General features: G+C 58.0%; 18 protein-coding genes. 4 read left to right on the plus strand and 14 right to left on the minus strand.

Features of this window, described 5'->3' with window-relative positions; all coding sequences use genetic code 11:
• Nucleotides 1–45 precede the first annotated feature (45 nt).
• Nucleotides 46–1,245 (plus strand): S-methyl-5-thioribose kinase, encoded by a 1,200-nt coding sequence (gene mtnK, locus O3S68_RS10870; protein ID WP_269231478.1) that lies wholly within the window; start codon nt 46–48, stop codon nt 1,243–1,245.
• 37 nt (nt 1,246–1,282) lie between these two features.
• Here mtnK and O3S68_RS10875 read toward each other — a convergent pair whose 3' ends face one another.
• From O3S68_RS10875 to O3S68_RS10890, 4 genes are read right to left on the minus strand one after another with little or no spacing between them, the layout of a single operon-like run.
• Nucleotides 1,283–2,527, minus strand: a complete 1,245-nt coding sequence (locus O3S68_RS10875) for an LVIVD repeat-containing protein (RefSeq protein ID WP_160270974.1) — start codon at nt 2,525–2,527, stop codon at nt 1,283–1,285.
• Nucleotides 2,528–2,536: 9 nt separating this feature from the next.
• Nucleotides 2,537–3,601 carry a sugar ABC transporter substrate-binding protein gene (locus tag O3S68_RS10880; protein ID WP_020456950.1) on the minus strand — a complete coding sequence of 355 codons (1,065 nt, stop codon included), beginning with the start codon at nt 3,599–3,601 and terminating at the stop codon, nt 2,537–2,539.
• 18 nt (nt 3,602–3,619) lie between these two features.
• A complete protein-coding gene (locus tag O3S68_RS10885; protein WP_269231479.1) occupies nt 3,620–4,615 on the minus strand; it encodes an ABC transporter permease in 996 nt (331 codons plus the stop codon).
• Nucleotides 4,612–6,114 carry a sugar ABC transporter ATP-binding protein gene (locus tag O3S68_RS10890; RefSeq protein ID WP_269231480.1) on the minus strand — a complete coding sequence of 501 codons (1,503 nt, stop codon included), beginning with the start codon at nt 6,112–6,114 and terminating at the stop codon, nt 4,612–4,614. Before O3S68_RS10890 ends, O3S68_RS10885 begins: the two co-directional genes overlap by 4 nt.
• Before the next feature lie 162 nt (nt 6,115–6,276).
• Here O3S68_RS10890 and O3S68_RS10895 point away from each other — a divergent pair, with 162 nt between their 5' ends.
• A complete protein-coding gene (locus O3S68_RS10895; RefSeq protein WP_269231481.1) occupies nt 6,277–7,365 on the plus strand; it encodes an oxidoreductase in 1,089 nt (362 codons plus the stop codon).
• 54 nt (nt 7,366–7,419) lie between these two features.
• Here O3S68_RS10895 and betA read toward each other — a convergent pair whose 3' ends face one another.
• Genes betA through betI form a run of 3 tightly spaced genes read right to left on the minus strand, consistent with a single transcriptional unit; the run spans nt 7,420 to nt 11,208 of the window.
• Nucleotides 7,420–9,099: a choline dehydrogenase gene (gene betA, locus O3S68_RS10900; RefSeq protein ID WP_269231482.1), complete on the minus strand. Its 1,680-nt coding sequence runs from the start codon at nt 9,097–9,099 to the stop codon at nt 7,420–7,422.
• A gap of 27 nt (nt 9,100–9,126) precedes the next feature.
• Nucleotides 9,127–10,599 (minus strand): betaine-aldehyde dehydrogenase, encoded by a 1,473-nt coding sequence (gene betB / locus O3S68_RS10905; RefSeq protein WP_269231483.1) that lies wholly within the window; start codon nt 10,597–10,599, stop codon nt 9,127–9,129.
• Nucleotides 10,600–10,611: 12 nt separating this feature from the next.
• Complete coding sequence (gene betI / locus O3S68_RS10910; protein ID WP_269231484.1) at nt 10,612–11,208, minus strand: transcriptional regulator BetI; 597 nt, start codon at nt 11,206–11,208, stop codon at nt 10,612–10,614.
• Nucleotides 11,209–11,446: 238 nt separating this feature from the next.
• Here betI and O3S68_RS10915 point away from each other — a divergent pair, with 238 nt between their 5' ends.
• Nucleotides 11,447–13,477, plus strand: coding sequence for a choline transporter (locus O3S68_RS10915; RefSeq protein WP_269231485.1), 2,031 nt, complete (start codon nt 11,447–11,449; stop codon nt 13,475–13,477).
• 28 nt (nt 13,478–13,505) lie between these two features.
• Here the strand turns inward: O3S68_RS10915 and O3S68_RS10920 are convergent, their stop codons facing one another.
• On the minus strand, nt 13,506–14,096 hold the full coding sequence (locus O3S68_RS10920) for a TetR/AcrR family transcriptional regulator (protein ID WP_269231486.1): 591 nt from the start codon (nt 14,094–14,096) through the stop codon (nt 13,506–13,508).
• A gap of 110 nt (nt 14,097–14,206) precedes the next feature.
• Here O3S68_RS10920 and O3S68_RS10925 point away from each other — a divergent pair, with 110 nt between their 5' ends.
• The gene (locus O3S68_RS10925; RefSeq protein ID WP_045508839.1) at nt 14,207–14,950 is read left to right on the plus strand and encodes an SDR family NAD(P)-dependent oxidoreductase; all 744 of its coding nucleotides are present in this window, start codon (nt 14,207–14,209) and stop codon (nt 14,948–14,950) included.
• A gap of 120 nt (nt 14,951–15,070) precedes the next feature.
• Here O3S68_RS10925 and O3S68_RS10930 read toward each other — a convergent pair whose 3' ends face one another.
• The 6 genes from O3S68_RS10930 to entE form a co-directional block, all read right to left on the minus strand.
• Complete coding sequence (locus O3S68_RS10930) at nt 15,071–15,268, minus strand: YbdD/YjiX family protein (RefSeq protein WP_017455812.1); 198 nt, start codon at nt 15,266–15,268, stop codon at nt 15,071–15,073.
• Nucleotides 15,269–15,288: 20 nt separating this feature from the next.
• The gene (cstA, locus tag O3S68_RS10935; RefSeq protein ID WP_269231487.1) at nt 15,289–17,394 is read right to left on the minus strand and encodes a pyruvate/proton symporter CstA; all 2,106 of its coding nucleotides are present in this window, start codon (nt 17,392–17,394) and stop codon (nt 15,289–15,291) included.
• Between the two features lie 168 nt (nt 17,395–17,562).
• A complete protein-coding gene (gene entH / locus O3S68_RS10940; RefSeq protein ID WP_269231488.1) occupies nt 17,563–17,976 on the minus strand; it encodes a proofreading thioesterase EntH in 414 nt (137 codons plus the stop codon).
• The gene (gene entA / locus O3S68_RS10945) at nt 17,977–18,732 is read right to left on the minus strand and encodes a 2,3-dihydro-2,3-dihydroxybenzoate dehydrogenase EntA (RefSeq protein ID WP_097407219.1); all 756 of its coding nucleotides are present in this window, start codon (nt 18,730–18,732) and stop codon (nt 17,977–17,979) included.
• Nucleotides 18,732–19,583 carry an isochorismatase gene (locus O3S68_RS10950; protein WP_269231489.1) on the minus strand — a complete coding sequence of 284 codons (852 nt, stop codon included), beginning with the start codon at nt 19,581–19,583 and terminating at the stop codon, nt 18,732–18,734. Before O3S68_RS10950 ends, entA begins: the two co-directional genes overlap by 1 nt.
• A gap of 10 nt (nt 19,584–19,593) precedes the next feature.
• Entirely contained in the window at nt 19,594–21,204 is a 1,611-nt protein-coding gene (gene entE, locus O3S68_RS10955; protein WP_269231490.1) for a (2,3-dihydroxybenzoyl)adenylate synthase EntE, read from the minus strand.
• Nucleotides 21,205–21,209: the final 5 nt, after the last annotated feature.

The following is a 21,209-nucleotide window of genomic DNA, read 5'->3' on the forward strand; positions in this document are numbered from 1 at the left end:
GTATAGACGTCTAAATGGCTTTATTAGCAAAAGAGGATCGAGGCAATGTCGCAATACCGTACCTTCTCCGCCCGCGATGCCGTGGCGTATGCACAACAATTTGGCGGCCTGGACAACCCGTCCGAACTGGTGGACGCACAGGAGGTGGGCGACGGTAACCTCAATCTGGTGTTCAAAATTTTCGATACCCAGGGTGTGAGCCGCATTATTGTCAAACAGGCGCTGCCCTATGTGCGCTGCGTGGGTGAATCCTGGCCGTTAACGCTTGATCGCGCCCGGCTGGAAGCGCAAACGCTGGTCGAACATTACCGGCACAGCCCGCAGCATACGGTAAAAATCCACCACTTCGACCCGCAACTGGCGGTGATGGTAATGGAAGATCTCTCCGATCATAAAATCTGGCGCGGCGAGCTCATTAACAATGTGTTTTACCCGCAAGCGGCTGCGCAACTGGGCGAATACCTGGCGCAGGTGCTGTTTCACACCAGTGATTTTTACCTCCATCCGCATGACAAAAAAGCGCAGGTCGCACAGTTCATTAACCCGGAAATGTGCGAAATCACTGAAGATCTGTTCTTTAACGATCCCTACCAGGTTCATGAGCGCAACAACTACCCGGCGGCCCTGGAAACGGAGGTCGCCGCCCTGCGCAATGACGCGCAACTGAAACTGGCGGTGGCGGCGTTAAAGCACCGCTTCTTCTCTCACGCCGAAGCACTGCTGCACGGCGATATTCACAGCGGCTCGATTTTTGTCGCCGACGGTAGCCTGAAGGCGATTGACGCCGAGTTTGGTTACTTTGGCCCCATCGGTTTTGATATCGGCACCGCCATCGGCAACCTGCTGCTCAACTACTGCGGTTTACCAGGGCATCTGGGCATTCGCGATGCGGCCAGCGCGCGTGAACAGCGTCTGACCGATATTCAAACCCTGTGGACCACCTTTGCCGAGCGCTTCCAGGCGCTGGCGCGAGAGAAAACCCGCGACGCGGCGTTAGCGCAACCGGGCTACGCCAGCGCCTTCCTGAAAAAAGTGTGGACCGACGCGATCGGTTTTTGCGGCACGGAGCTGATTCGCCGCAGCGTTGGGCTTTCACACGTCGCCGATATCGACACCATCAACGATGAAGAGATGCGCCACGCCTGCCTGCGCCACGCCATCACGCTCGGTAAAGCGCTGATTGTCATCGCCGAGCGCATTGAGAACGTCGATGAGCTGATTGCCCGCGTGCGTCAGTACAGCTAACGCAGCCCTCTCCCCCTGTCGGGGGGAGAGAACCTCACTACCCGAGATACTCGATTATCGACAACCCGCCGTTGTAATCGGTGCTGTAGATAATGCCGTTCGCATCAACAAACACATCGCAAGACTGGATCACGCGCGGGCGTGCAGGTCGCGTATCCATCATCTTCGCTGGCGCGGCAGGCACCAGCGCGCCGGTTTCCACCGGACGATACGGGTTAGAAATATCGTAAGCCCGCACGCCCGCATTCTGGTAAGTGGCGAAAATCAGCGTCGAGCTGATAAAGCTGCCAGGGCGATTTTCGTGCAGGTTGTGCGGCCCGAAATGCGCCCCTTTCGCCACATAATCGGTTTCGTCCGGCTGCGGGAACGTCGAGATGCTTACCGGATTTGACGGCTCACGAATATCAAACAACCAGATCAGCTTCTCGCCATCTTCCTGATTGTCGAGTACCGCTTCATCCAGCACCACCAGCAAGTCCCGGTCCGGTAGCGGCAGCGCGGTGTGCGTACCGCCGCCAAACGGCGGGCTCCAGTTGCGGTGGCTGATCAGCTTCGGCTGGGTTCTGTCTTTCACATCCAGTAGCGTTAACCCGCCGTCGCGCCAGCTACCGTACGCCGTATCCCCGGCGATAATCGCGTGGTGTAGCGCATAGCGTTTGCCTTCCGGCCACGCTGGCGTTTCCCCTGCGGCCTGGTTCATTCCCGGCAGCCACCAGCGCCCGGCAACCTGCGGTTTACGCGGATCGGCCAGATCGATGGTCAGGAAAATATAGTCGGTAAAGCCGTCGATCAGCGCCGAGACATACGCCCAGCGCCCGCCCACATACCAGATACGGTGAATGCCGATGCCGTTGAGCGACAGGAAGCTGATTTCGCGCGGTTTATCGGGCGTGGAGATATCAAAAATGCGCAGCCCGGCGCTCCAGCCTTTGTCCTGCACATCGCTGACCGTCTCGCCGACCGAGCGGGTGTAGTAGACCTTTTCATCGGCAAAGCGCGCATCGGCGAACAGATCGCGCGCGTTGATTACTAAAAGCAGATCGTCATGGGCTTGCAGATGCACATTCCAGGTGCCCGGCGGGGCCGGGACGTAACCGGCGGCTTTCGGGTTTTTCGGGTCGCGCACATCCACTATCGAAAACCCCTGCGACACCATATGCCCGATATAGGCAAAGCCACGGTGTACCATCAGTTGCACACCGTCCGGGCGACCGCCCTGGTCGCTGTGACCAATCAGCCGCATATTGCGGCTGTATTCAGGACGCGGTAATTCACTCGCCATGTCCGTTCCTTACTTGTTTTTCGCTTCCAGCGTGGCGAACCACGGCGCGATAAAATCTTCCGTCTGGCCCCAGCCCGGAATGATTTTGCCGAGCGACGCCACATTCACCGCGCCCGGCTGGCTTGCCAGCAGCGCTTGCGGAATGGCAGCGGCTTTAAAATCGTAGGTGGCAGGGGTCTGTTCACCGGCAATTTTATTGGCGATGAGGCGCACGTTGGTGGCACCAATCAGTTTCGGATCCACCGCCACGCTTACTTTCCACGGGCTGCCCGACTCGCGCATCAGTTGCAGATCCTGGTTGGAAACGTCAATGCTGTAGAGTTTGATCTCGGTGCGACCGTTCTCTTTCAGCGCCTTATACGCGCCCTGGCTGAACGCATCCCATGTGCCCCAGATTGCATCAATCTGCCCTTTCGGGTATTTCGCCAGCACCGCGCCCACTTTATTTGCCGTGTCGCCCTGCACATCGGAAGAGACCGCGCCAATCGACTCCAGCTCTTTAATACCTGGATTGGCTTTCAGCAACTCGGCGTAGGCGGCCTGGCGGCGCTCCATCGGCGGGAAACCGGCGACCCACAGTTTGATAATGTTGGCTTTGCCGTTGAAATCTTTCACCAGCTCGCCAAAGGAGAGTTTGGTTAGCGAGGCGTCATCCTGCTGCGTCACCGTCACGCCCGGAATTTCACCGTTAACAGCGGTATCAAACACCGCCACTTTGATGCCCGCAGCCACCGCTTTTTTAATCAGATCGGTGGAGTACGGATCGCGCCCCTGCGACAGAATAATGCCGTCATATTTCTGACTGATCGCCTGGTTAACGAAGTCCTGGAATTTGGCGTCATCACCGTTGCTCAAAAACGTGCTGATTTTAAAGCCGAGTTTTTTACCTTCCTGCAACGCGCCGGAGACAAACTGGGTGGTGTTATCGTCTGACCCCAGGTTGCGGATAAGCGCAATGCGTATCGGGCCGTGGTGATTAGCAATGGCGTCCGGCACCGGCGCAGGTGTAGTGGCGTGGCCTGGCAGCGCGCTCAGTAAGCCCAGCGCCAGCAGTGAGAGTGCAATTTTTTTCATCTGTTTTCCCCTGAAGAATTAACGACGCTGGAAGTAAGTCAACGCAAGGGCACCGGCCAGCACCAGCCCCTTAATAATGTCCATCGCGTAATAGGGCACCGACAGCATCACCAGCCCGTTTTGCAGCACGCCGAGAATAACCGCTCCCACCAGCGTGCCGAGCGCATTCGGTTTGCCGGAACCGGCGAGCGAGAAACCGATCCACGCCGCCGCCACCGCATCCATCAAATAACCGCCACCGGCGTTGACCTGCGAAGAGCCAATGCGTGACGCCAGCAGAATGCCGCCCAGCCCCGCCAGCAGCGAGGCGATAACATATGCCGCCACTTTGTAGCGCGTGGTACGAATGCCGGACAGGCGCGCCGCTTCCGGGTTGCCGCCAATGGCATACATGCGACGACCGTGGGTGGTCAGCGACAAACCCAACTGCGCGACAACCGTCACCACCAGCATAATGATCACAATGGTCGGCACCTGACCGAGCAGACCAAACGCCGCCGGAATGGTGCCCTCCGCCATATCGCCGCTCGGCAGCACCATGTTTTCGGTAATCGAACCGCCATAGCTGTAGGTCATTGCCACACCCTGAATCACAAACAGGCTGCCAAGCGTCGCCAGCATGTCGGGAATGCGCAGCACCACAATTAAAAAGGCGTTGAACAAGCCCACCAGCGTACACAGTGCCAGCGTAACCAGGATGGCTTCGGTGGTACCAACGCCGTGCCAGACAAACAGCGAAATCACCAGCGCATTCGCCAGTGAGGCGGTGGAACCGACCGACAGATCAAACCCGCCGATGGTCAGCGAAATAGAGACACCAATCGCAATCACCGTGACGATGGCGATGGAGCGCAAAATGTTGATGATGTTGAAGGGATCGAGGAAGTTGTCCGACGCCACGCCAAAGATGGCGATAAGCGCGACCACGGTAAGCAACATGCCCCATTTATAGAGAAAATCAAAAAACTGCTGGCGGGGCGTCGCCGCCGCATTGACTGAAAGGGCCTTACTCACGGCGCCGTTCCTCCGGTGGAATAATAAAGAAGCGTCTCTTCGCGGGCATCCTCGCCCTGCACTTCCGCAACAATGCGCCCATCCCACAGCACACAAATCCGGTCACACAACCCCACCAGTTCGGCGAATTCCCCCGAGGCGTAAATCACCCCTTTGCCTTCGCGCGCCAGGCCATCAATCAACTGGAACAGGTCGGTTTTCGCTTTCACATCCACGCCTTTGGTCGGCTCATCGAAAATCACCACATTGGCGTGACCGCGCAGCCATTTGCCAATCGCCACTTTTTGCTGGTTGCCGCCGGAAAGACGGCGCAGCGTTTGCCCCGGCCCGGTAGTGCGAACGCCAACGCGGGCAATCACTTCCTGCGCCCAGCGCCAGGCCTGGCGATGCGCAAAAAAGCCCCAGCGCGAGAAACTGTTATCCGCGCTAATGGACAAATTCATACTCACCGGCTCATCAATAAAAATGCCCTCTTTGCGCCGCTCTTCCGGCACCAGCGCCAGCCCGCGCATCACGGAATCGGCCGGATCGCGCGGCCGCCACGGTTGGTTATTCAGCTCGCCACGGCTGGTTCGGCTTTTACTCGCACCGAACAGCGCCTTACACAGCTCGGTTTTCCCCGCCCCCGCCAGACCAGCAATGCCGAGAATTTCCCCTTTACGCAGGCGCAGCGAGATATCTTTCAGCAGCCCCTCGTCGTGCAAACCGTCAATGCTTAGCAGCACTTCATCACTGTGCGGTGGACGGGCCGGCGGATAGATATCGCTCAACTCATGACCGAGCATCTTCTCGACAATCGCTTCGCCGCTCAGGGCATGCATCGGGCCGGATTCAATCAGTTTGCCGTCGCGCAGCACCGTTAAGGTGTCGCAAATCGCGTTCAGTTCGTGGATGCGGTGCGAGATAAACACCACGCCAATGCCCTGCTGTTGCAGGCGTTTGACCACGGTGAACAAACGCTCACTTTCGTGCTGATCGAGCGGTGCGGTGGGTTCATCGAGAATTAAAAAACGGCAGTGATGCGAAAGCGCGCGCGCCAGCAGGATCTGCTGCTTCTCCGCCAGCGTGCAGCTATCGATCGAACGTTTTACATCAAACATCACATCGAGTTGCGCCAGCGCCTCGCGCGCCGATTTTCGGATCTCGCCCCAGCGGAAACGATGTCCGCCTTCCGCCAGCTTATCGAGCATGATGTTCTCGGCAATGCTCAAACCCGGGATCAGCGCAACATCCACTTCCTGCTGCACCAGATGAATGCCCAGCTGTTTGGCATCGCGCGGGGTGCGAATCGACACCGCCTGGTTATTGATGGCGATTTCGCCTTCGTAATGGTCGTATGTGCCGCACAGCACCGCCATCAGCGTCGATTTCCCCGCGCCGTTCGCGCCGGTTAAGGCATGCACCGAACCGCCGCGCAGGGAGAAATTGACATGCGACAGCGCCTTAAAGCCGCCAAAGGCCAGGCTTATGCCGCGCATTTCGAGGTGGTTGCTGCTCATTCGCACGCTGTTCCTGCAATTAATAGGTTGATTTAACGAATTTTTCACAGCCTGGCTTGACTGGCAACGACAGAAAATGCATAAGATAAAGCTAAATATTATTAGCCATCCGGATGTCCAGACATAACATCGGGTTAGCGATCACGCACAAGGACACAACACATGAGCAGCACTGATATCCGCGTCGTACCCGGCCCGGCCAACTACTTTTCCCACGCCGGTAGCCTCGCGCGGTTGCATGATTTCTTCAGCGCAGAACAACTGGCGCGCGCGGTATGGATCTATGGCGAGCGCGCCTTTGCCGGGGCAAAAGCGTTTTTGCCGCAAGGGTTTAACACGCCGGGCGCGAAACACATTTTGTTTAAAGGCCACTGTAGCGAGCACGACGTGAACGAACTGGCGCAGCAGGCGGGCGACGATCGCGCGGTGGTGATTGGGCTTGGCGGCGGCGCCTTGCTGGATACCGCCAAAGCGGTGGCGCGCCGTCTTGGTTTACCGGTGGTCGCCATTCCGACCATCGCCGCCACCTGTGCGGCGTGGACGCCGCTGTCGGTGTGGTATAACGACGCTGGTCAGGCGCTGCACTTTGAAATTTTCGACGACGCCAATTTTCTGGTGCTGGTTGAACCGCAAATCATCCTTAATGCGCCTGCGGAATATCTGCTGGCAGGCATCGGCGATACGCTGGCGAAGTGGTACGAAGCGGTAGTACTGGCACCACAACCAGAAAAGCTGCCGCTCACCGTACGTCTGGGGCTAAACGGCGCACTGGCGATCCGCGATGTGTTGCTACAGAGCAGTGAACAAGCTCTTGCTGACCAGCAGCGCGGCGAGCTGACGCAGGCGTTTCGCGATGTGGTGGATGCGATTATTGCCGGGGGTGGGATGGTCGGCGGGCTGGGCGAGCGTTACACCCGCGTTGCCGCCGCACACGCGGTGCACAACGGTTTAACCGTGTTGCCGCAAACGGAGAAATTCCTGCACGGCACCAAAGTAGCGTATGGCATTCTGGTGCAGAGCGCCCTGCTCGGCGAAGACGATGTGCTGGCACAGTTGATTAACGCCTATCAGCGTTTCAACTTGCCGACCTCGCTGGCAGCACTAGATGTGGACATTAATAACCGCGCGGAGCTGGATAAAGTGATTGCTCACACTCTGCGTCCGGTGGAGTCGATTCACTACCTGCCGGTGGAACTCTCTGCCGATACGCTGCGCGCGGCGTTTGAAAAAGTGGAAGCGCTGTCGCGCTAATCGCCCTTCTTTGCGTAATGCCGCCGGTAAACGCGTTACCGGCGGCATTTTCTTTTACGCTCGCAGCGGTGTACCGCGAACCGGGCGATCGCCCGCCACGAAATAATCCGCATTGCTGCGCGGCAGCGGCGTGCGGCCACGGATGTTATCGGCAATCTTCTCGCCAATCATAATGGTGGTGGCATTGAGGTTACCGGTGATGATCAGCGGCATGATCGAGGCATCCACCACGCGCAAGGCTTCCAGCCCATGAACACGCCCTTCGCCATCGACCACCGCCATCTCATCGCTGCCCATTTTGCAGGTGCCACACGGGTGATAGGCGGTTTCGGCGTGGTTACGCACAAACTCATCCAGTTGCTCATCGCTCTGGCACTCAATGCCCGGGCTGATTTCCCGCCCGCGATATTTGTCCAGCGCCGGCTGGTTGATGATCTGCCGGGTGATACGAATCGCGTCGCGGAATTCGTGCCAGTCCTGCTCATGGGCCATGTAATTAAACTGAATGGCCGGATGCTGGCGCGGATCGCGCGATTTCAGACGCACAAAACCCCGGCTTGGCGAGCGCATCGAACCCACATGACACTGGAAGCCGTGCGCTTCTACTGCATTTGAGCCGTTGTAGTTAATCGCCACCGGCAGGAAATGGTACTGAATATTCGGCCAGGCGAACTCCTCGCGGCTGCGGATAAACCCGCCGCCCTCGAACTGGTTGCTGGCCCCAATACCCGTGCCGTTAAACAGCCACTCCGCGCCAATTTTCGGCTGGTTCCACCACTTCAGCGCCGGATAGAGCGACACCGGCTCCTTGCACTCATATTGCAGGTACATTTCCAGGTGATCCTGCAAGTTTTCGCCCACGCCCGGTAAATCATGCACCAGCGGAATATCGAACTGCTTGAGCAGATCAGCGGCACCGACGCCGGAGCGCTGCAAAATTTGCGGCGAAGCAATCGCTCCGGCGCAGAGCAACACTTCCCGGCGCGCATGCACCTCATGTACCGTGTCGCTGGAGCCCTGCAAATAGGCCACACCGACAGCGCGTTTCCCCTCAAACAGAATGCGATCGGTGGTGGCATGGGTAATGATTTTCAGGTTCGGCCGCGTTTTTGCCATGTCGAGATAGCCGCGCGCGGTGCTTGAGCGGCGGCCTTTCGGCGTGACAAAGCGATCCATCGGGCCAAAACCTTCCTGCTGGTAGCCGTTAAGATCGTCAGTGCGGGGGTAACCGGCCTGCACGCCCGCCTCAATCATCGCGGCGAACAGCGGGTTGTTGCCCGGCTTGCAGGTAGTGATGCTGACCGGGCCGTCGCCACCATGGTAATCGTTCGCGCCGATATCGCGCGTTTCCGATTTACGGTAATAGGGCAGACAGTCGCGGTAGGTCCAGTGCTCAAGACCCGGCTGCTGCGCCCAGTTATCGAGATCCATCGCGTTGCCGCGCACGTAGCACATGCCGTTAATCAGCGATGAACCGCCCAGCCCTTTACCGCGCCCGCACTCCATGCGGCGGTTATTCATGTGCGGCTCAGGTTCTGTTTCATAGGCCCAGTTGTAGCGCTTGCCCTGCAACGGGTAAGCCAGCGCCGCAGGCATCTGCGTACGGAAATCAAAACGGTAATCGGGACCACCCGCTTCGAGCAGCAGAACATTCACATCGCTCTCTTCGGTCAGTCTTGTTGCCAAAACGTTCCCTGCGGATCCGGCTCCAATGATGATGTAATCAAATTCCATTCGTCGCTCCTCAGGTTAAAACTTTATTCAAAATACGGACTGAAAACGGCTCAGCTCGAGCTGGACGGATTTGACCTGCGTATAGTTTTGCAACGTCATGAGGCCATTTTCACGCCCAATGCCGGAGTGCTTGTAGCCGCCCACCGGCATTTCAGCGGCGGATTCCCCCCAGGTGTTGATCCAGCAAATACCGGCTTCAATCTGGTGAATGACGCGGTGCGCGCGGTTAAGATCCTGTGTCACCACGCCCGCCGCCAGGCCGTAATCGGTAGCGTTGGCGCGGCGCACCGCTTCCTCTTCGCGCTCATAGATCAGAATCGACATCACCGGACCGAAGATCTCTTCACGCACGATGGTCATCTCATCGCGACAGTCGGTAAATACGGTAGGTTCGACCCACGCCCCGTGGTCGAAGTCACCGCCGGTCAGACGCTTACCGCCGCACAACAGGCGAGCGCCTTCGTTGATGCCGCTTTCGATATAACGCATTACGTTGTCGCGGTGCGCAAAACTGACCAGCGGCCCGAAATTGGTGTTCAGATCGTTGACATCACCGGCTTTAATGCGCGCCACGCGCTCAACGATTTTTGCTTCGAACGCCTGCTGCAAGGCCTTCGGAATAAACACGCGCGTGCCGTTGGTACACACCTGGCCGGAGCTGTAGAAGTTCGCCATCATGGCGATATCGGCGGCGAGATCGAGATCGGCGTCGTCAAATATAATCAGCGGCGACTTACCGCCCAGTTCCATGGTCACGTCTTTCAGCGTCGAACCGGCCGCATTCGCCATCACTTTCTTGCCGCTGGCAACGCCGCCGGTGAAAGAGACTTTGTCGATGCCCGGATGGTCGGTCAGCAACTGTCCGGTCACCGCGCCGCTGCCGTTCAGCACGTTAAATACGCCGTCTGGCACGCCAGCTTCGCTGTAAATTTCCGCCAGTTTCAGCGCCGTGAGCGGCGTGACTTCGCTCGGTTTAAAGATCATGGCGTTACCGGCCGCCAGCGCAGGCGCAGATTTCCACAGCGCAATCTGGATCGGGTAGTTCCACGCGCCAATCCCGGCCACCACGCCAAGCGGTTCACGGCGTGTGTAGACAAACGAGGTGTCGCGCAGCGGAATTTGCTGACCTTCAAGAGAGGGGATAAGCCCCGCGTAATACTCGAGTACGTCCGCGCCGGTGACGATATCAACGGCCTGGGTTTCGCTCAGCGGTTTGCCGGTATCCAGCGTTTCCAGCGCCGCCAGTTCATCATTGCGCTCGCGCAGAATATCGACGGCGCGGCGCAGGATGCGCGAGCGCTCCATGGCGGTCATCGCGGCCCAGATTTTCTGCCCTTTTTGCGCACTGGCAACGGCGCGATCGACATCGGCCTGCCCGGCTTCGTGCACCTCGGCCAGCACCTCGCCGTTCGCCGGATTGATGGTCTGGAATGTGTTACCCGCCGCAGCCGGGACGTATTGACCATGGATATAGAGCTGCTGTTCTGCGAATCGGGACATACTTCCTCCTTCTCAGTGATTCGTCGCGCCAGCCAGTTGCTGGCGAATGAATTGGGTGGTGAGCGTTCTGGCAATGTCCAGGTTAAAGGGTTTGCCGCTCAGCGCCGCGCGAAGCCAGAGGCCATCGATCAACGAGGCAAGGCCATGCGCCGCCAGTCGTGCCTGTTCACGCGGCAGATCGCGGCGAAACTCCGCCGCCAGCGTGGAGAACAGCCGGCGGCTGCTGACGCGCTCCAGACGACCAAGCTGCGGCTGATGCATACTGCTGGCCCAGAAATCGAGCCAGGCTTTCATCGCCGCGCTGTGGACCTGGCTGTCATCAAAATTGCCTTCGACAATCGCCAGCAAACGCGTTTCGGTACTGGCCTGCGCGAGCGGTTTTAATCGCTGCGCCACGGCGTCGCGCAACTGGCGGGTGATGTCGCGCATGGTCGCTTCCAGCAGACCATTTTTGTCCCTGAAGTAGTGGCTGATGATGCCGGTCGATACGCCAGCGCGGCGCGCAATTTGCACAATCGTGGCGTCGTTAATTCCTACTTCGTTAATGGTACTCAGGGTCGCATCAATCAGCTGCCGACGGCGTATCGGCTGCATTCCCACCTTTGGCATGGCTCCATCTCCACCGCAATGTAAGGGCCTTATTTAATCTTTTTTTGATTGCACGTTCAATATAAAAAAGGATTTTGTTAGGATACTGCGCTTCAATTGTTAAATAAACGAAGCGGGAATGTATAAGCTAAATACGGCGACGCAAACCGTGAGAACAGAGAGGAGCAAACGCGATAAAACAACCGATGTTTGGCGTTAATCTTTTGAAAAATTACAGGAAATTAACCAGAGGTAACCGATGATTAATCCACCTGCCAGTGAAAAAGACAGAATCAATCCCGTGGTGTTTTACACCTCTGCCGGACTGATTCTGACATTTTCACTGGTCACCATTTTGTACAGCGATTTCGCTGCGACCTGGATCCAGACTACCGTTAACTGGGTCTCCTCCACCTTTGGCTGGTATTACATGCTGGCCGCAACGCTCTATATTGTCTTTGTTATCTATATGGCCTGCTCGCGCTACGGGGCAATTAAACTCGGGCCGGAGCAGTCCAAGCCGGAGTTCAGTTTGCTGAGCTGGTCGGCGATGCTGTTTGCCGCCGGGATCGGTATCGACCTGATGTTTTTCTCCGTCGCAGAGCCGGTCACGCAGTATATGCAGCCGCCGGAGGGCGCAGGCCAGACGATGGAAGCCGCACGCCAGGCGATGGTGTGGACGCTGTTCCACTACGGTTTAACCGGCTGGTCGATGTATGCGCTGATGGGGATTGCGCTGGGCTACTTCAGCTACCGCTATAATCTGCCGCTCACTATTCGTTCTGCGCTGTACCCTATTTTCGGTAAACGCATTAACGGCCCGATTGGCCACACGGTGGATATTGCGGCGGTGATCGGCACCATTTTTGGTATTGCCACTACGCTCGGTATTGGCGTGGTGCAGCTTAATTACGGGCTGAAAGTGCTGTTCGACGTGCCGGAAGGGCTGACCGCGCAGATGGCGCTGATTGTGCTGTCGGTGGTGATCGCTACCATTTCGGTCACCTCCGGGGTGGATAAAGGCATTCGCATCCTTTCGGAACTGAACGTGGCGCTGGCGCTCGGGCTGATCCTGTTCGTGCTGTTTATGGGCAAGACCGATTTCCTGCTCAACGCGCTGGTGCTCAATGTTGGCGACTACATCAACCGCTTTATGGGCATGACGCTCAATACCTTTGCGTTTGATCGCCCGACAGAGTGGATGAACAGCTGGACGCTCTTCTTCTGGGCCTGGTGGGTGGCGTGGTCGCCGTTTGTCGGGCTGTTCCTTGCACGTATTTCCCGCGGGCGCACCATTCGCGAGTTCGTGCTCGGCACGCTGATTATTCCGTTTACCTTCACCCTGCTGTGGTTGTCGGTGTTTGGCAACGCCGCGCTGTATGAAATTATCCACGGCGATGCCGGTTTCGCCCAGGAGGTGATCGCCCATGCCGAACGCGGGTTCTACAGCCTGCTGGCGCAATATCCGGCGTTCAAACTCAGCGCTTCTGTCGCCACCATTACCGGCCTGTTGTTTTATGTCACCTCGGCGGATTCCGGCTCGCTGGTGCTGGGTAATTTCACCTCGAAGCTGAAAGATATCAATAGCGATGCGCCGAACTGGCTGCGGATTTTCTGGTCGGTCGCTATCGGCGTGCTGACCATGGGCATGCTGATGACCAATGGCATTTCCGCGCTGCAAAATACCACGGTGATCATGGGCTTACCGTTCAGTTTTGTGATCTTCTTTATTATGGCCGGGCTGTATAAATCGCTGAAGGTGGAAGATCACCGCCGTGCCAGCGCCAGCCGCGAAACCGCACCTTATATTCCGGCGAGCAACGACCGCCTGAGCTGGAAAAAACGCCTCTCGCGGCTGATGAATTATCCGGGTACGCATTACACCCGGCAGATGATGGAAACGGTGATTTACCCGGCAATGCAGGATGTGGCAAAAGAGCTGGAACTGCGCGGCGGACGGGTATCGCTTGAAAATGTCGCGCCGGAAGAAGGTCAGCCGCTGGGCTACCTGGATCTGCGCGTCCACCTCGGTGAGGAGCAGGATTTTGTCTACCAGGTATGGCCGCAGCAATACTCCGTACCGGGCTTTACCTACCGCGCACGCAGCGGCAAATCGCACTACTTCCGGCTGGAAACCTTCCTGCTGGAGGGCAGCCAGGGCAATGATTTAATGGACTACAACAAAGAGCAGGTGATCATCGACATACTGGATCAGTACGAACGCCACCTGAACTTTATCCATCTGCACCGCGAAGCGCCGGGCAATAATATTGTTTTCCCTCAGCCATAACGCAACGGGCCACTTCGGTGGCCTGTTTTTACGGCGCAGGCCACAATCCCATTGCCATACGCGCGACGCCGAGTAGCATTTCCCGGCTCGCGCCATCGCGCGCCTGAATCGACATCCCCTGCTGAATGCTGACATACAACCGGGTCAGCGCATCGATATCGGTGGTCTCAGGTAACTCGCCGCGCTGCTGCGCCTCGCTCAGGCGCGCTTTTAGCTGCGCAACGCCGCCATTACGCAACTGACGAACCCGCTCGCCCAACCGTTCATGGCCTTCGCTGGCAACCGCTGAGAGCGTCACCATGCAGCCATGCGGCAAATCGCAGCGGGTTAACACCTCAGCCGATCGCTCCAGCCACGCCGCAATGGCTTTTTTCGGTGATGGCTCGCTTGCCATATCGCCCCAGATCGCTGGCGCAACGCACTGTTCGTAGTGCTGCAACACCTCGTCGTAGAGATCTTCTTTGCTACCGAACGCCGCATACAAGCTGGGCGATTTAATGCCCATCGCCTCATACAGATCGTTCATGGATGTCGCGGTGTACCCCTTCTGCCAGAAGAGTTTCATCGCGTTATTCAGCGCCTCGGTACGGTCAAATTCCCGTGGTCTTCCCCGGCTCACTTTCGCCTCCTCGCATTTTGTGCTGATCGGTATATTAATAAGATTGACGAATGTATGGAAGCCTGTTTATTTTAATTATGTATCAATCGACACATAATTACGGAGCCACCATGTCACATTCACTTGCAGGAAAACGCGCGCTGGTCACCGGCGCGAGCCGCGGTCTGGGAAAAGCCATCGCCTTAACGCTGGCGCGGGAAGGAGCGGACGTCGCCATCACCTGGGAGAAATCCGCCGATAAAGCACAAGCCGTTGTGGAAGCAATCCGCGCGCTGGGGCGTAACGCCGTGGCGATCCAGGCCAACAGCGCCGAACCACAAGCTGCCCGCGCCGCTGTAGATCAAACTGTGCAGCAACTCGGCGGGCTGGATATTCTCGTTAATAATGCCGGCATCGCGCGCGGTGGCCAGTTAGAAGCGATGTCGCAGGAGGATATCGATGCGATGATCAACGTGAATATTCGCGGCGTGGTCTACGCCACCCAGGCGGCGATTGCACACCTGCCGGACGGCGGGCGCATTATCAATATCGGCAGTTGCCTCTCCGATCGCGTGCCGTTTAAAGATATCGCCATTTATTCGATGACCAAATCCGCGCTGAACTCATTAACACGCGGGCTGGCGCGGGATTTGGGCCCACGCGGCATTACCGTGAATATGGTGAAACCCGGTTCGACGGACAGCGATATGAACCCGGCGGATGGCGAAGGCGCGGAAGAGCAGCGTCGTATGATTGCGCTGGGGCATTATGGTGAAGCGCAGGATATCGCCGAAGCGGTCGCTTTCCTTGCAAGCCCGGCGGCGAAGCAGATTACCGGTGCGGATATCGTGGTTGATGGCGGCACCAACGCCTGATCCTGGCGAAAATAACTGGCCTATAGCTGAAAGCTTTCCGGAAGCACCAGCCTGGCTGGGGGTTTTCTGTAGATAAAGAAAAGCGGCGCTATGAGCGCCGCTTTTTGAGCAAGACGAGAGTTAACAGCAGCGTGCACCGCCCTTTCCACCGTAGCGCGCATCCTGGCGCTCGCGGAAAAACTCTTCATAAGTCATCGGCGTCTGCTCCGGGTGCGTCACGCGCATATGCTCGACATAGTTGTCATAATCCGGAACGCCAATCATCATTTTCGCCGCCTGGCCTAAATACTTCCCGGCTTTTGAAAGCGTATCGAACATAAACCCCCCGCGTTACGCGATTAATGCACACTTTTTGCCTGGCCGACAATCTGCTCAACGTCGCCCGTCATTTCCTGGTACGGCGTCTCGTTCGCGGTCGGTTGATCCTCTTTCAGCGCCGCCAGCGCGGTTTTCAGCGAGTAGAACGCCAGTACCACCACCACGACCATAAAGAAGATGGTCAAGCCAGCATCGAGACGGTTGTTAAACACCAGTTGCGCCAGTTGAGACTGGGTATATTGCGCCGGAATATTGCCGCTGTCGATCATCGACTGGAACTTGTTGGCGATGGCCAGGAAGCCGACTTTCGCATCCGGGCTAAAGGCTTTTTGCCAGCCTGCGGTGAGCGTACAAACCAGCAGCCAGGCGGTTGGCAGCAGTGCCACCCACGCGTAACGCTGGCGTTTCATCTTGAACAGCACCACCGCACACAGCATCAGCGCCATGCCCGCCAGCATCTGGTTGGCGATGCCAAACAGCGGCCACAGGGTGTTAATACCGCCGAGCGGATCAACCACGCCCTGGTGCAGGAAGTAGCCCCACGCCAGCACGCACAGCCCGGTCGCCAGCAGGTTCGCGGGCAGCGATTCCGTGCGTTTGAGGTTCGGTGAAATCACGCCCAGCAGATCCTGCAACATAAAGCGCGCCGCGCGTGTCCCGGCATCCACCGCCGTCAGAATAAACAGCGCCTCAAACAGAATGGCGAAGTGATACCAGAACGAGACATCCATCAGACCGCCGAGCGCGCCGTGCAGGATATAAGCCATGCCCACTGCCAGCGTCGGTGCGCCGCCCGCGCGTGAAATGATCGACTGCTCGCCCACTTCGCTGGCAATCTGCCTGAGCACATCCGGGGTGATACTAAAGCCCCAACCGCTCACCACCTGCGCTGCCGACGCTACTACATCGGTAGTGCCCGCAGGGGCTAAGACCGCCATCGGGCTGTTCATCGCAAAGTAAACGCCCGGATCGATAATGCACGCCGACACCAGCGCCATGATCGCCACGAACGACTCCATCAGCATGCCGCCGTAACCGATAAAACAAGCCTGCCCTTCGCTGGCGAGCATTTTCGGCGTAGTGCCGGAGGAAATCAGCGCATGGAAACCGGAAACCGCGCCACAGGCAATGGTAATAAACAGGAACGGGAACAGATTACCGGTCCACACCGGGCCAGTCCCATCAACAAACTTGGTCAGCGCAGGCATGGTCAGCGTCGGGCGCATGATCAGAATGCCGATCGCCAGGCCAATAATGGTGCCGATTTTCAGGAAAGTGGAAAGGTAATCACGCGGTGCCAGCAGCAGCCACACCGGCAGCACTGAGGCGACAAAACCATAGCCCACCAGCATCCACGTTAGCTGCACACCGGTGAAATCAAAGTACGGTGCAATCGCCGGGTTTGCCGCCACCCAGCCGCCAGAAATAATGGCGAACACCAGCAGCACCAGACCAATCACCGACACTTCGCCAATTCGACCGGGGCGCAGATAGCGAATGTAGATACCCATAAAAATCGCCAGCGGAATGGTAAAGGCGACGGTATAGGTTCCCCACGGACTGTGGGTCAGCGCTTTGACGACAATCATCGCCAGCACCGCAAGGATGATCACCATGATCATAAAGGTCGCCACCAGCGCAATCACGCCAACGGTCGGCCCCATCTCCGCTTTCACCATCTCACCGAGCGAACGCCCGTCCCGACGGGTGGAGATAAACAGCACCATGAAATCTTGCACCGCACCGGCCAGCACTACGCCTGCGAGGATCCAGATCATGCCCGGCAAATACCCCATTTGCGCCGCCAGCACCGGCCCTACCAGCGGGCCTGCGCCGGCAATCGCCGCAAAATGGTGACCGAACAGCACTTTTTTGTCTGTCGGCACGTAATCAAGACCATCGTTGTAGCGCACAGCCGGAGTCATGCGCGTCGGGTCAACCTGTAGCACATTTTTAGCGATATAGAGGCCGTAAAAACGGTAAGCGATAAGGTAGATACAGACCGCGGCCACCACGATCCACAGCGCGTTGATCTGTTCGCCGCGGTTAAGCGCGATATAGCCGAGGGCGAATGCGCCAACCAGCGACAGCACGCCCCAAATAAGATATTTCCCTGAGTTGTTCATAGCGGGTATCCGTTGAGAGACAGAGAGATGTTACATTTTGTATCTATATCAACTCGCGGATTTTAACAACTTTGAAACATGGGAAATTTGCCCTGCCACCAGGCATTTACCTGATTGTGTTACCGGGATCGCAAGAATGCGCCCTCTCCTGTCAAAGAGAGGGCGAGATTACCCCAGCACCGCCGTGCTGAGACGACAGGTGCAGCAGCGTCGGCCTTGTTCGTCGAAGACCACAATTTCCCAGCTTTGGTTCTGCCGGCCAAGATGTAGCGGCTGGCAAACGCCGCGCACTTTTCCCTGCGAAACCGGGCGATGATGGGTGGCGTTTAATTCCGTGCCCACCACGCACTGGCCGTCGCGGGTCATCAGGTAGCCCGCCATCGATCCCAGCGTTTCCGCCAGCGCCGCCGAGGCACCACCGTGCAGCAGACCAAACGGTTGATGCGTGCGGCTGTCTACCGGCATTTCCGCTTCAAGGAAATCATCGCCGATGCGGGTGTAAGTAATCGCGAGATGCGCCACCAGCGTGTTTTTGCTGGTGGCGTTCAGTTCATCAAGGGTTAAATGACGTTTCCAGATCATCTACGCCCCCAGCGTCGAGCCGCCATCCACCACGATATCCTGCAATGTGATATGGCTTGCCAGATCGGAAGCGAGGAACAAAATGGTGTTCGCCACTTCCTGCGGGCGGGCGATTTTCCCCAGCGGGATACCGAGCTTGAACTGCTCGCCAAAACCGCGAATACGCTGTTGTTCGGCGTCATCGCTCACCCACAGCAAACGCTGCATGTCGGTGTCGGTCGATCCTGGTGAAACCACATTGCAACGTACATGGCTTGCCGCCAACTCAAGGCCAACGGTGAGCGCCAGGCTTTTGAGCGCCGCTTTCGATGCGCCATACGCGCTCATGCCGATACGTGGTGTGTGCGCCGCGTCGGATGCGACGGTGACAATCGCCCCGCTCTGCTGACGGCGAAATTGCGCCATCGTCTGCTGAAACAGGTTAAACGCCCCGCCGACGTTAACAGCGAAGGTGTTGTGCCAGGCGTCTGGTGTCAGTTCATCGGTGGCGGCCATGTGCAACACCCCGGCGGCGTTGACCAGTACATCCAGCCGCTCGCATTGCGCCAGCACGCGCTGGCAAACCACCTGAACTTGTGCGGCGTCGGCAACGTCCAGCACTTCACAGGAGAAAGGGTAATCCGTGCCGCCAAAGGCGAGATCGAAACCGATCACGTGCGCGCCCGCCCCGACAAACGCCTTCGCCGTGGCATAACCGATGCCTTTACCGGCCCCGGTCACCCAGACAATTTTGCCGGTAAAATCCAGACCAACCATTACTTCACCTCACGCGAAAGCAGCGTCCACCAGGCGTCAATGGTCGGGGTTTTCGCCAGCATCACAAAGTCGATATCGCCATGTACTTTGCGCCAGCGCGCGGCGAGCGCCATCATGCGCACGGAATCGAGGCCGTAGTCGATGAGATTCTCGTCATCTAACGGTTCGTCGGACTCATCCAGCAGCGGCAGGATCAGCGTGCGTAATGCCGCTTTGCTGCCCGGCACAGGCAGTAATTCTTGCGTCATCACCACGCGACCAGCACGCCCGGCGACATAATTAAGCGACATCAAATGCTCTTCGCGGCTGAAATCCGCCAGCGCGTCGGCAACCATAAACGGTTTGATATCGCGCATAAACGCATCGGTGGCGGTGGTCATGCAGCCAATGTGTGAATACACCCCGGTGATGAGTAACTGGTTACGGCCGGTCTCTTTGAGCATCTGCTCCAGCGGCGAGCGGTGAAACGCGCTGTAGCGCCACTTCACCAGCACGGTGTCGGCCTCATCCGGCGCGAGCGCAGCAACAATTTTTTGCTGCTCCGGCGAGCGGGTTAAGCCTGGCCCCCACATATCGTTGAGCAGCGCGCGGTCTTCATCGTTCTGCTCTTTCGGCTGCGCGGTGTAGTACACGGGAATAGCGTTTTGCTTGCAGAAATCACGCAGTGCGGCGATGTTCGCCACCACTTGCTGCATCATCGGGCAGTTTTCGCCCCAGAAGTTAACAAAGTAATCCTGCATATCGTGGATCAGCAGCGCCGCACGTTCCGGCTCAAACGGCCAGCTCACTTTGTTTTGCGGGATATCGGCCGCGCCAGGCAGCGCGTAGCCCTGTAGTTTTGGAATCGCCATCTTCTCTCCTTTACGCCGGTGCGCGTTGCGCTAACCACTGACGTAACTGTTTTTTATCGACCTTACCCACCGGCGTCAGCGGCAGCGCGTCCACGCACTCCACGCGATCCGGCAGTTTGAACTCGGCAACGCCCTGCTCTCGCAGAAAGCGGCGGACAGCTACCGCGCGCAGCGGCGTTTTCACCACCAGGTAAGCGCAGCTTTTTTCACCCAGCAGGCTGTCTTCCATGCTGACCAGCGCGGCGTGGATCACCGACTCATGGCGCAGCAGCAGGTTTTCGATCTCCTCGGCGGCAATCTTCTCGCCCCCACGGTTGATCTGATCTTTTTCCCGCCCCTGCACGGTGATATAGCCCTGTTCGTCGATCGAAATCAGATCGCCGGAGCAGTAAAAACCGTGTTCGTTAAAGGCGCTGGCATTGTGTTCCGGGCTGTTAAAGTAGCCGCGAAAGGTGTACGGGCCGCGCGTCATCAGGCGGCCAACGTGGCCTGGCGGCAGCAGATTGCCGTTTTCATCCGCCACCCACACTTCATCATCCGGGCACATCGGGCGGCCTTGCGTGTTGATAATGCGGTCAAAGGGATCGTCCAGACGGGTGTAGTTCACCAGCCCTTCCGCCATGCCAAATACCTGCTGCAACTGGCAGCCGATCTCCGCCGGAATACGCGCCGCAAGCGTTGCCGATAAACGCGCCCCGCCGACCTGCAACAGCCGCAGCGAGGCGAGTTGCGCATTGCTGCCCCACTCGGCGATCGCCTGTAACCACAGGCTTACCGCCGGCGGCACCAGCGCGGTAACGTTAATCTGGTGTTTTTCAATCAGCGGGAAGCAGAGCGTGGCACTCGGATCGGCAGCCAGCACCACGCAGCCTCCGGCGTGGAAGACACCAAGCGCGCCGGGTGAACTCAACGGGTAGTTGTGCGCCGCCGGCAGCGCGCAGAGGTAACGGGTTTGCGCGTTAAAACCGCAGATCTCGTTACTGCGCACAATGCTGTAGTAGTAATCATTGTGCGTGCGCGGAATGAGTTTTGGCGTGCCGGTGCTGCCGCCAGAAAGCTGGAAAAACGCCACTTCATCGGCGGGCGTTGGCGTGGCGATAAAATTATCTGCCGGGCGGGCAATGGCGTTTTCCAGCGCCTGCACGCCGCTGTCGCCGCGCAGCAGTACGGTGCGCACCGACGGGTGCTGTGCAACAAACGCGGCGAGGAAATGGTCATTCTCAAACAGCGTGTGGGCGCGATCGGCAATCAGCAGCGCCGGCGCGATTTGCGCGGCATACGCGTTCAATTCGCTGCGCTGATGGCTGAACAGCGCGTTGACTGGCACCACGCCGATTTTCAGCAGCGCGAAGAAAACAATGTAGAACTCGCTGACGTTGCCCAGTTGCACCAGCGCGGTTTCGCCGCGCTTGATGCCTTGCGCCTGTAACGCCGAGGCCAGATTGTCTGCGGCATCGTTGAGCTGGCGGTAGCTCAAGCGGCGTTCGCCCTCGATCACCGCCGTGGCATCACTGCGCGCGTGGCGGGCCAAAATATCGGTCAGCGGTAAATCCTGCCAGTAGCCCTTTTCACGGTAACGATCTGCAAACTCGTGCGGCCAGCGGGTAAACGGAATGGTCATGGTTG

It is taken from the genome of Kosakonia sp. SOY2 (genome assembly GCF_027109175.1).
GTDB lineage: Bacteria > Pseudomonadota > Gammaproteobacteria > Enterobacterales > Enterobacteriaceae > Kosakonia.

What these genes read in the sequence shown, in the direction of transcription:
- entE (WP_269231490.1), bottom strand. Translation starts at nt 21,204, where the DNA reads ATGACCATTCCGTTTACCCGCTGGCCGCACGAGTTTGCAGATCGTTAC.
- O3S68_RS10915 (WP_269231485.1), top strand. Translation starts at nt 11,447, where the DNA reads ATGATTAATCCACCTGCCAGTGAAAAAGACAGAATCAATCCCGTGGTG.
- O3S68_RS10925 (WP_045508839.1), top strand. Translation starts at nt 14,207, where the DNA reads ATGTCACATTCACTTGCAGGAAAACGCGCGCTGGTCACCGGCGCGAGC.
- entH (WP_269231488.1), bottom strand. Translation starts at nt 17,976, where the DNA reads ATGATCTGGAAACGTCATTTAACCCTTGATGAACTGAACGCCACCAGC.
- cstA (WP_269231487.1), bottom strand. Translation starts at nt 17,394, where the DNA reads ATGAACAACTCAGGGAAATATCTTATTTGGGGCGTGCTGTCGCTGGTT.
- O3S68_RS10930 (WP_017455812.1), bottom strand. Translation starts at nt 15,268, where the DNA reads ATGTTCGATACGCTTTCAAAAGCCGGGAAGTATTTAGGCCAGGCGGCG.
- O3S68_RS10880 (WP_020456950.1), bottom strand. Translation starts at nt 3,601, where the DNA reads ATGAAAAAAATTGCACTCTCACTGCTGGCGCTGGGCTTACTGAGCGCG.
- O3S68_RS10950 (WP_269231489.1), bottom strand. Translation starts at nt 19,583, where the DNA reads ATGGCGATTCCAAAACTACAGGGCTACGCGCTGCCTGGCGCGGCCGAT.
- O3S68_RS10895 (WP_269231481.1), top strand. Translation starts at nt 6,277, where the DNA reads ATGAGCAGCACTGATATCCGCGTCGTACCCGGCCCGGCCAACTACTTT.
- O3S68_RS10875 (WP_160270974.1), bottom strand. Translation starts at nt 2,527, where the DNA reads ATGGCGAGTGAATTACCGCGTCCTGAATACAGCCGCAATATGCGGCTG.
- O3S68_RS10890 (WP_269231480.1), bottom strand. Translation starts at nt 6,114, where the DNA reads ATGAGCAGCAACCACCTCGAAATGCGCGGCATAAGCCTGGCCTTTGGC.
- betB (WP_269231483.1), bottom strand. Translation starts at nt 10,599, where the DNA reads ATGTCCCGATTCGCAGAACAGCAGCTCTATATCCATGGTCAATACGTC.
- entA (WP_097407219.1), bottom strand. Translation starts at nt 18,732, where the DNA reads ATGGTTGGTCTGGATTTTACCGGCAAAATTGTCTGGGTGACCGGGGCC.
- mtnK (WP_269231478.1), top strand. Translation starts at nt 46, where the DNA reads ATGTCGCAATACCGTACCTTCTCCGCCCGCGATGCCGTGGCGTATGCA.
- betA (WP_269231482.1), bottom strand. Translation starts at nt 9,099, where the DNA reads ATGGAATTTGATTACATCATCATTGGAGCCGGATCCGCAGGGAACGTT.
- betI (WP_269231484.1), bottom strand. Translation starts at nt 11,208, where the DNA reads ATGCCAAAGGTGGGAATGCAGCCGATACGCCGTCGGCAGCTGATTGAT.